Below are 10,238 nucleotides of genomic sequence, written 5' to 3'. Positions count from 1 at the left end.
GGTCACACCTGTTCCCATACCGAACACAGAAGTTAAGCCCTTCAGCGCTGATGGTACTTGGCGGGAAGCTGCCTGGGAGAGTAGGTCGTTGCGACGTGAATGAAAAAAGTTCTACAAAAACATGTAGAGCTTTTTTTAGTTTTCGTTTTGCGCTGAAAGGGCTTAAATAAATTAAGGAAGTTAAAAACCACTATAGATAGATGTTTTGACTGGTGAACTGCATGAGAGATAAGATAGATACTATTACAATAGAAAGATCTAGGTTTTTAACTAGGTGACCAGCACAAAAGTTACAAAGCAAACTTTTGGCTGTCTACCTAACCGCTGATGGTACTTGGCGGGAAGCTGCCTGGGAGAGTAGGTCGTTGCGACGTGAATAAAAAAAGTTCTACAAAAACATGTAGAGCTTTTTTTAGTTTTCGTTTTGCGCTGAAAGGGCTTAAGTAAACGTATGAAAAACATCGTCTAATTTATGGATAATTTGTTATTTATTGTTGAAGATATTTTTAACTATTGATACAATAGACATATCAATAGTTAAAATCTTTAGTTTTTAAGTACTTTATTAACATAAAATTATGGCTAGGGGGAAAAGGGATGATTTCTACAAATAGAAAAGAAATCAAAAAACTAAAAGAAGTTGTTTCCAATATTGCAGAGGGAGATTTGACTTCTAAGGTAGGACTTCAGAAAAATGGCAACTTACAGGAATTAGGAAGTACCATTAACTCTCTGTTAGTTAATGTGAAAAATCTTATAGGAAAAGTTTCAGTATCCAATGAAAAAACAGTTTCCTTTGCACAGGAGTTAGAGGAAAGTGCAAAACATATCTATGATTCTGCTGAAGAGATAGCAAATGTCATTATGCATATAGCTAATGAAGCTACCCATCAAAATCAATCTCTCATGAATGCCCAAGAATATACACAAAAAATTGAAGAAGATACTTTAAATATTTTAAATGAATCAGAAAAAACCCAGAAAATGTCTAACGATATGATACATACTGTTAAAGAAAGTATAGAAACTTTTGAAAGCACTTTAGAAACACTGAACCAAAACACCAGCTGGATTATTAATTTAGCTACAGATATGAAAACATTAGAAGAAAATGCAGAAAAGATACAAAAAATTACTATAGCTGTTTCCAACATTAGTGAACATACAAATTTATTGGCTCTTAATGCTTCTATTGAAGCTGCAAGAGCAGGGGAAGCTGGAAAAGGATTTGCTGTTGTAGCAGGAGAAGTAAGAAAACTAGCAGAACAATCCTCTCAATCAGCTAAAGAAATAGAAGAAACCGTTAATAGTATTACAGGAAATATAAGAAGTATTACTACAGAAATTGATAGAGAAACTCATCATATGAAAAAGAACATTGAAATAGTGGATCGAAGCAAGGCTCAGTTTAGATATATCATTGAATCTACTGAAAATACTTCTAAAGCTATTGATAGAATATATTTACTGGCTGAAAATGAAGCCAATCTAGTAAAGGAAGCTAATAAAACAATAGAAGATATTGCAGCCACTACAAAAAAGGCTGTATCTTTTACTCAAGAAACAGTCGCTGCTACAGAGGAACAATCAGCTTCCCTCAGCATCATGTTTGATTCAATTAAACAGTTAAGCCAAATGGCGGAGGAAGTACAACAAATAATAGAAGGTTTTGTAAAGAAGATAGCAATCAACAACGATATGAAAAATAGATTGGATAAAGGAAAAAAAGTTATTGAAGAGATAGCTATCAATCAGAAGGTAAGTGAGATGAAGGAACATGAATTTGGAGCCCTGATGGAAGGCTATTATAAAAACTATCAATACTTTGATGTGTTAGGTATCATTGATAAAGCAGGTGATACAAAAACAATTTTATCAAAGGGACAAAAAGTAACAAAGCAACAAAATTTTTCTTATAGACCTTTTTTCAAGCAAGCTATCAAGGGAAAAACTTTTATATCTGAACCCTATATATCTGTTTATACTAATACCTACTGTGTTACAATCGCAGCACCCATTAAAAATTCTCAAGAGAGTATTATAGGTTTAACATTTGGAAATATATCCTTAGAAGAATAGAGGAACAGCAATTGCTGTCCCTTTTGTTTTTGCACTCTGTGAAAGTGACTGACACCAAATCAAAGATTTGGGTCATCTACTTTTTATGCTACAATATTTCAATCTTGATAAATCTTAAGGTCTTAAATTCATCAAGACATCTTAGCAAAGAAGCTTCGGTATTTTTGACAGCATCTAGGGATGAAACCCTAGACCTTTGGGTATTAATAAGTCAATCGATGTATATCTATAATAATGAAAAATTATTTAAAACCCCTTTACATACACTAGAGGGGTATGGTATATTTATTTTAGAAGGGAGGGGAATAGGTGAAAGAAATAAATAAAAATCATAAAAAACCCAGTTTACAGTCCTCTAAAATCCAGAAATCTATTCTTGATAGACTTAGCAGAATAGAAGGGCAAGTTAGAGGTATAAAAAAAATGATAGAAAAAGGTACCTATTGTGACGATGTAATCAATCAAATAGAGGCCTCACGATCCGCTTTGAGCGCTATTGAGCTTATTCTACTGGAAAGTCACTTTAGGTATTGTGTTGGGGAGGAACTTAGAAATGGTAAAAGGGAAGCTATGGAGGAAGTATTAGAGACCATCAATAAGCTTACTGATCTAGAGCCCTCATCAAAAACTGAGGAACCAATTCTTGATAGGCTTAATAAAGCTGAAGAGGCAATAAAGGACATTAAAGTAATGATAGAAAAGGAAACCTACTGTGATGATATCATAAATCAAATAGAGGCTATCCGTTCCCTTTTAAGAAATACCGAATTAGTTTTATTGGAAAGTCATCTTAAGCATTGTGTTGCAGACCAGCTTAAAAATGGAAAAGAAGAAGTGGTAGAGGAAGTGCTAAAAACTATTAAAAAGCTTATTCATTAAAAAACATTATAAGAAATTGGAGGAATTATGTATGAAAAAGAAAATTATGATTGAAGGAATGAGCTGTGGTCATTGCGTAGCTCATGTAGAAAGAGCTTTGAAGGAACTACAAGAGGTAGTTGATGTAGAGGTAGATCTTCCAGGGAAAAATGCTGTTGTAGAATTAAAAGAAGATGCTCCTGATGAAAAGCTTAAAGAGACAATAGAAGAAGCTGGATATGATGTAATCGCGGTGGACAATCTTTAAAAATATTAAAGCTCCATAGGTTCCAGGTATAAGAAGACCCAGCATCCGTGGCATATAAAGAAATGCATGAGGGTGCTGGGTGTGAAAAACAAAGAAGAAAATTGTGTTTTTTCAACAGTCTAAGCAGATTTTACAATCTCATTAATTCTGATTAACCATTTGTCGATATTTATCAACATTATTTAAATGTTCGTTATAGGTTTTGCTAAAGACGTGACCATCTTCACCTAATACATAATAGAGATAACTATGTTCCTCAGGATATAAGGCAGCTACAATAGAAGCTTTAGAGGGAGCTGCAATAGGGCCTGGAGGCAACCCTTGGACTTTATAGGTATTAAAGGGAGATGGATCCTCTAGATGAGTATACAATACTCGTGTGATATGTTCTTGACCTTTACCTATACCATAGATAACTGTAGCATCAATTTGAAGAAGCATACTTTTCTGCAGCCTATTATAGATTACCCCTGCAATGGTAGCTTTTTCTTTATCGTTATAGGCCTCTCTTTCAATTAAAGAAGCAATGGTTAATACTTCATGAGGAGATAAATTCATTTCTTCGGCTTTTCTTTTATATTCCTCTGTGAAGACATCCTCCATTGTTTTAGCTAATATGGAGACAATTTCCAGTATAGTTTGTTTTTCACTGAAATAATAGGTATCGGGATATAGATAACCCTCCATTTCAAAAAACAGTTCAGAGGTATCAAAGGTATATCCTTTCTTCTCGAAATAAGCTACAGTTGCTTCCACAAACTCTTCAGATGTACCAAGGCCAGCAGTTTCAATTCGGTTAGCTATTTGATAAAGAGTAAAGCCCTCAGGAATCGTTACGATAACAGGAGCATCCTCTGTACCTCTTTGTAATAAAGTAAACATTTCTTCGAAGCTAATATTAGGATGAAAAACATAGGTGCCGGGTTTGATATTTCTATCGACACCTTCTGTTTTAGATCTATATTTGAACCAAAGCTTACTTTTGATGATACCCTCTTCATAAAGAAGTTCCGCCACATAATTTAAAGAAGCTCCTTTAGGAACAGTAATTTCCAGTGGTTCTTCATTAGAAGATACAGATAAATAGGATGGCAAATAAAAATAGATGCTACCTGCTACTATTATGAATATCAGTAAAACAGAAACTAGTTTTTTCATACAAAATCCCCCATTAAATTACAAAAAGCGTTTAATTTCATCACAATCTATATACTATTTTATCATCTTATAAGGTAAATTGCATCAGTATATTCAGAAACCAAAAATATTTTCCTAAAAAACAGGGTTTTCTGGAAAATTTATAGAAAGATAAGAATAAAATGATGTAAAGGATGATTCTTATGGAAGAAAGATATATAAAGCAGGTAAATTTTCATGGGATAGGTATTAATGGACAAGAACAATTGAAGAAGGCTAAGGTACTCTTGGTAGGCTGCGGTGCATTAGGAACTGTGTCTGCTAATAATCTTGCTAGAGCTGGAGTAGGGTACTTGAGGATTGTAGATAGAGATTTTGTAGAACTCAGCAATCTTCATAGACAAACTCTATTTGATGAAGAGGATGTCTATAACAGCATGCCCAAGGTAGAAGCCGCCGCAAGAAAGCTAAGGAAGATTAACTCATCCATTGAAATAGAGGCCATCATTAAAGATGTAAATAGCGTAACTATTGAAAGGTTAGTAGAGGGTATGGATCTTGTTATAGATTGTACAGATAACTTCAAGACCAGATACTTAATTAATGATGTGGCCTTCTCTAAGAAAATTCCTTGGATTTATGGAGGAGCTATAGGCAGTGCAGGAAATGTAAAGGTCTTTCTTCCTGAAGAGGGGCTTTGTTTGAGATGCATGATGGAAAGTCCTCCACCCGTGGGAAGTACTCCTACCTGTGATACTGCAGGGGTTATCAATACCATTACTGGAATTGTTGCTATGCTACAAACCAATGAAGCTATAAAATATTTAACCAATAATAAAAAAGAAATAGAAAGAAATCTAGTTTTTATTGATTTATGGGAAAATGTTATCGAAAAAATTGAATTAGTAGAAAGAGAAGATTGTCCCTGTTGTAAAAAAAATGATTTTGAATACTTGGAAAATAAAACACCAGAAGCAGTACATATATGTGGGAATAATAGTGTGCAGGTGGATTTTCAAAATACTCCCATTAAACTTCAACAATTATATGATCGTCTAAAGGCTGCTGATTTAGATGTAAAGCTTACTCCCTTCCTTCTAAATCTAAGGGTAGAGGGCTATGATATGAAGATTTTTGATGATGGTAGAGCAATTATTAAAAATGCTAAAACTATTGAGGAAGCTAAAAGTATTTATGCAAAATATATAGGTTATTAAGCATATATAGATATACGCCTTTAGACTTAAATTTTAATATACACGGTCTACGGTTTCGCCCAAAACTACGGACTGCAAATGTAGTACTTAGTATATCAAAATTTCACCTTGTATAAGCGACTGACATGAAATCATAGATTTCAGTCATCTGCTTAAGTTCTAGAGTTGGTTACCTATATAGATAACTAACTCCAGAGCTTAATATAAATACATGTTGCTATAGTTGGTGTCATTTTGAGCATAGCGAGGAATCTTTAAAGCCTTTTAAATACTTAGATCCTTCGCCAAGGCTCAGAATGACAATCTTGCTTTCTTACTGCATTAATTGACTTTTTCAACAGTCTCCTTAGTTATCTATATAAGAGAATAGACAAGCTGTTTCTGAAAGGAAAAGGACTATGAAGAGAAAAAAGATTTTTACAACCGTAACCTTAATAATTACAGGCATCCTTATCCTTCTGTGGTTTTTCTACTATAGAAAAAATTCATCTATACAATGGGATATAGAAACCCTTCAACAAACAGTTGAAGGGTTTGGAATATGGGGATTATTAGTGTTTATTGGTATTGCAGCCATTCGACCTTTTTTGCTTTTTCCTAACATACTCATTTTTATTGTTGGTGGTTTAATCTATGGAACCCTTTTAGGAAGCCTAGCTGCATTAATAGGTGCTATGTTGGCCTTTTCTCTCTGCTATTGGCTAGGAGGCAGGTTTCAACAGGTGTTTAGAAAAACAGTGGGGGAGAAGAATTTAATCAAGCTGCAAAACCTACAGGATAAAGAAATCATTAGAACATTATTTATCATGCGGGTTACACCTGCGTTTCCCATAGATCCTATTAGCTATGGTTCAGGTTTGGCGGGAATGCCCTTTGAAAAATTCTTTTTGGGAAGCCTTTTAGGGATAACCCCTAAAATTTTTCTTTATACATTTCTGGGAGACACTATAGATAATGTTTTTTCTATAAGAACCTTAGTGGTATACCTTTTACTGTCTATACTAGCAATTCTACCCGTAGTATTACAGAAAAAGGAAATTTGATATTTTGATTGAAAGCACAGGTATTTTTTGATATGATGGTTATGATAAAATAGTATCAATAATAATGAAATATAGGAAATTAAATAATATTTTAGGTGTTTCATGGGAAACTTAAATGGGAAAGCGGTGAAAATCCGCTGCAGCCCCCGCTACTGTAAGTGATGATGAAATCGACAACAGCCACTGAAGATCTTTTGGGAAGGCGTCGAGAGTAAAGAGATTCACAAGTCAGGAGACCGACCTAAAGTAATGCAGCAACCTTCGGAGGGAAGGGGTGTTTGTAGTGCTGTGATAGCTAAGGTTATTTAGTGCATACAAATTCCACTCTACCGAGTGGGATTTTTTCGTAAAAAACACTACTGATGAGGAGGCAAATCTATGAAAAAAGCATTATTTGTATTGGCGCATGGGAGCAAAGCTAAGGAAGCAGATGAAATATTAATAAGTATTGTAGAAATGTTAAAGAAAAGAGATGTGCAGGAGTTTCCCCTGTTAGGTTACGGTTCATTGCAAATATCAACACCAAGCTTTGAGGAAGGGATCGATGCTTTGGTAGAAGAAGGTGCCGAGGAAATCGTAATTGTACCAATGTTTCTTTTTCAGGGAAATCATATAAAACATGATATTCCAGTGGAATTACAGGTAATAAAAGAGAAACATCCAAAGATAGAATTCATCATGGGTAAACATATAGGAGCGGATAGAAGAATTGCAGATATTGTTGAGGAGAGAGGGAAAGAGGCAGTTGCCTCTATACTTTAAAAAACATAGAAGGTGAGAATAAATGAAATTAGTTGCATTTGGCATTACCCACAAAAACTCCACTATAGCCCTCCGAGAAAAGGTAGCTTTTTCTAAGAGCAAGTTGAAGAAGGCCTACAATCTGTTAAAGGAGGATTCCTTTATAAAAGAAGCTGTAATCATCTCTACCTGTAATCGCAGTGAAATCGTGGCAGTGGTGGAGGACACCAACGGGGCAGAAGAATGGTTTAAAAGTTTTTATATGGATTTCTTTCAATTAGAGAAAGAAGAAATAGAAGGTCGCTATCTATACAAATGCAAAAAAGAAGCCGTGAGCTATTTATATGAGGTTTGTTGTGGCTTGGATTCTTTGGTTTTAGGAGAAGATCAAATCTTAGGTCAAGTGAAAGAAGCTCATCAAGGTTCTATGGAGTTAAAGGCCTGTGGAAAGATACTAAATAAATTATTTTTAGAAGCTGTTACTACTGCAAAAGAGATTAAAACCAAAACTAGCATTTCTGAAAATCCTTTATCCATTAGCTATATTGCGGTTAAACAGGTAGAAAAACAAATTGGAAGCCTAAGGGATAAAAATGTTCTCATTATAGGGTTTGGAGAAATGAGCAGGTTAGCTGTGGAGCACCTTTTGGATAAAGAGGTGGCATCTGTTTATATATGCAACAGAAGAAAAGAAACCTTAGAACTTTTAATAGAAAAGCATAACAATATTCACTACATTGACTTTGATAAGAAATACGAAGCAATCAAAGAGGTAGATATCATCATTAGTGCTACGGGTGCTCCTCATTACATTTACTATAAAGAAGAATTCAACAACTATTATGAAGGAGACAAACCCCTATGTATAGTAGATATTGCTTTGCCAAGGGACGTTGATCCTGCTATTGGAGAAACCCAAGGGATAAGCTTATTTCATATAGATCAATTGAAGGACATCGCTGATGAGAATCTAGCAGCTAGAGAAAGCTTGGTTATTGAAATTAAACAGAATATTGAGGCTGCTATAAAAAACTACGAAGGCTGGTATCAATGTCTTCCTGTTTATCCTAGAATTGAGGCTATAAAAAACTATAGCCAGCAATTAACAGACGAGGAACTAGATAAAATGTTTAAAAAACTTTCCCACATGCCACAGAAGGATAAGGAGACCATAGAGATTATCGTTAGAAGCCTTGTGAAAAAGATGTGGAGAAAGCCGATTCTTCAGCTAAAGGATGCTGGTGTGAAGGGTAAGGGGGAGGAAATGGCCTCTTTTGTAGATGAGTTTTTGGGATTATAAAATTTGTTTTGTAAGGAGGCTGAAGATGTCTCTGTATTATCCAATGATGCTTAAAATTAAGGATAAGCTCTGTACTGTAGTGGGGGGAGGATCAGTAGCGGAAAGAAAGGTAGCAACCCTATTGGAGTATGGAGCTATTGTTACGGTAATCAGTCCTAAGCTAACAGAAGGACTGCAACTTCTAAGAAAAAAAAACAAAATATTCTATATAAACAAACATTATGAAGTTGGTGATTTAGCAGGAAGTTATTTAGTTTATGCAGCTACAGATGATGAAAGCATTAATAAAAAATGCAGAAATGAGGCGGAAGCTCATCATATATTGATCAATGTTGGAGATTCTCCAGAGCTTTCAGATTTTATTCTTCCAGCTACTATAAAAAGAGGAAGTCTTACTATTGCCGTCTCCACGGAGGGGAAAAGTCCTGCCCTTTCTCGTAAAATAAGAGAGGAGCTGGAATCATTATATGGTGAAGTTTATAGTGAGGTGTTAGACACATTAGGAGAGATTAGGGTGAAGGCCTTAGAGGAAATTTCCTCTCCAGAGGATAGAAAAAAGCTTTTTCATCAGTTGGTATATGGTGTATTGAATGAAACAGCTTTAAAAGGAGAAAAAGAGGAGCTAAACAAAAATATGTGGGAAGTCTATAAGAATTTCACTTTAAAGAAGGCGTGATAAGATGAGAAGAATACGAATAGGTTCTAGAGCCAGTGAACTAGCTTTAGTACAGGCGGAAATCATTATTGAAATGCTTAGGAAAAGTTACCCTCAATATGAATATGAAATCATTAAAATCAAGACAATAGGGGATAAGATTTTAGATAAAACCTTAAGTAAAATTGGGGGTAAAGGGCTTTTTGTAAAGGAAATACAGACAGCTCTTCTAAATAATGATATAGATTTAGCAGTACATAGTATGAAGGATATGCCAGCAGAGTCACCAGAGGAGCTAATTTTAGGTGCTATTACCAAAAGAGAAGATCCAAGAGATGTGTTAATCATAAAGGACAAATGTAGTCTAGAAAAGCTTCCTAAAGCAGCTACCATTGGTACCAGCAGCTTAAGAAGAAAAGTCCAATTGTTAAGCTTAAGAGAAGATTTGCAGATGAAGGATATACGAGGAAATGTAGGTACTCGATTAAGCAAGATAGATACAGAAGGATTAGATGCTGTGATTTTAGCGGCAGCAGGACTAAAAAGATTGGGCTATAAAAATGATAATTTCTACTATTTAGATACTGAGGTTTTCACCCCGGCTGTAGGTCAGGGAGCATTAGGCTGTGAGATTAGAAAAAGTGATGAAGAGCTATACAAAATGCTGCAAGAAATCAATCACAAGGAAACCTATAACTGTGTGATGGCGGAGAGAATGTTTTTAAAGCTTTTAGAGGGAGGATGTCATATCCCAATAGGAGCTTATGGAAAGAAGGTAGGAGATGACCTCTCTATTACGGCTATGGTAGCCTCTCCTGATGGAGAAAGCATTCTTCGTCATACGGAAAAGGGAAACTTCGAAGAATATCTTGATATAGGAACACGCTTAGGTGAGGAAATGATTAGACTAGGAGCGAAGGAGCTTCTTTAAAAAGAAAGG

10 protein-coding genes, 1 rRNA gene and 1 riboswitch are annotated in these 10,238 nt (G+C 35.1%); of the genes, 10 read left to right on the top strand and 1 reads right to left on the bottom strand.

All coding sequences use genetic code 11. The annotated features are described in order from the left end of the window. The 4 genes from rrf to CHB72_RS12295 all read left to right on the top strand — a co-directional run. Positions 1 to 97: ribosomal RNA gene (gene rrf / locus CHB72_RS12315) — 5S ribosomal RNA — on the top strand; the annotation flags it as partial. Between the two features lie 500 nt (positions 98 to 597). Continuing rightward, positions 598 to 2,079 carry a methyl-accepting chemotaxis protein gene (locus tag CHB72_RS12310; protein WP_089283181.1) on the top strand — a complete coding sequence of 494 codons (1,482 nt, stop codon included), beginning with the start codon at positions 598 to 600 and terminating at the stop codon, positions 2,077 to 2,079. A gap of 309 nt (positions 2,080 to 2,388) precedes the next feature. Next, positions 2,389 to 2,958: a metal-sensing transcriptional repressor gene (locus tag CHB72_RS27365; RefSeq protein ID WP_089283179.1), complete on the top strand. Its 570-nt coding sequence runs from the start codon at positions 2,389 to 2,391 to the stop codon at positions 2,956 to 2,958. 31 nt (positions 2,959 to 2,989) lie between these two features. Then, a complete protein-coding gene (locus tag CHB72_RS12295; protein WP_089283178.1) occupies positions 2,990 to 3,205 on the top strand; it encodes a heavy-metal-associated domain-containing protein in 216 nt (71 codons plus the stop codon). A 141-nt stretch (positions 3,206 to 3,346) separates the two neighbouring features. On the opposite strand, the gene mltG is transcribed toward CHB72_RS12295, so the two are convergent. Then, positions 3,347 to 4,363, bottom strand: coding sequence for an endolytic transglycosylase MltG (gene mltG / locus CHB72_RS12290; RefSeq protein ID WP_089283177.1), 1,017 nt, complete (start codon positions 4,361 to 4,363; stop codon positions 3,347 to 3,349). Positions 4,364 to 4,545: 182 nt separating this feature from the next. On the opposite strand from mltG, the gene CHB72_RS12285 reads away from it, so the two are divergent. The 6 genes from CHB72_RS12285 to hemC all read left to right on the top strand — a co-directional run bounded on the left by CHB72_RS12285 (position 4,546) and on the right by hemC (position 10,229). Beyond that, positions 4,546 to 5,559, top strand: coding sequence for a ThiF family adenylyltransferase (locus CHB72_RS12285; RefSeq protein ID WP_176431348.1), 1,014 nt, complete (start codon positions 4,546 to 4,548; stop codon positions 5,557 to 5,559). Positions 5,560 to 5,957: 398 nt separating this feature from the next. Then, positions 5,958 to 6,602 carry a TVP38/TMEM64 family protein gene (locus tag CHB72_RS12280; RefSeq protein WP_089283175.1) on the top strand — a complete coding sequence of 215 codons (645 nt, stop codon included), beginning with the start codon at positions 5,958 to 5,960 and terminating at the stop codon, positions 6,600 to 6,602. 76 nt (positions 6,603 to 6,678) lie between these two features. Next, positions 6,679 to 6,861: riboswitch (cobalamin riboswitch) on the top strand. A 119-nt stretch (positions 6,862 to 6,980) separates the two neighbouring features. Continuing rightward, positions 6,981 to 7,364, top strand: a complete 384-nt coding sequence (locus CHB72_RS12275) for a sirohydrochlorin chelatase (RefSeq protein WP_089283174.1) — start codon at positions 6,981 to 6,983, stop codon at positions 7,362 to 7,364. 22 nt (positions 7,365 to 7,386) lie between these two features. Continuing rightward, positions 7,387 to 8,643, top strand: a complete 1,257-nt coding sequence (gene hemA, locus CHB72_RS12270; protein ID WP_089283173.1) for a glutamyl-tRNA reductase — start codon at positions 7,387 to 7,389, stop codon at positions 8,641 to 8,643. Positions 8,644 to 8,668: 25 nt separating this feature from the next. Beyond that, the gene (locus tag CHB72_RS12265; RefSeq protein WP_176431347.1) at positions 8,669 to 9,319 is read left to right on the top strand and encodes a precorrin-2 dehydrogenase/sirohydrochlorin ferrochelatase family protein; all 651 of its coding nucleotides are present in this window, start codon (positions 8,669 to 8,671) and stop codon (positions 9,317 to 9,319) included. Between the two features lie 4 nt (positions 9,320 to 9,323). Next, positions 9,324 to 10,229 carry a hydroxymethylbilane synthase gene (gene hemC, locus CHB72_RS12260; RefSeq protein WP_089283171.1) on the top strand — a complete coding sequence of 302 codons (906 nt, stop codon included), beginning with the start codon at positions 9,324 to 9,326 and terminating at the stop codon, positions 10,227 to 10,229. Positions 10,230 to 10,238 lie beyond the last annotated feature (9 nt).

Origin of the sequence: Anaerovirgula multivorans, assembly GCF_900188145.1 — a bacterium.
Classification (GTDB): Bacteria; Bacillota; Clostridia; order Peptostreptococcales; family Natronincolaceae; genus Anaerovirgula; species Anaerovirgula multivorans.
This window is presented reverse-complemented; position numbering and strand designations above follow the sequence as displayed.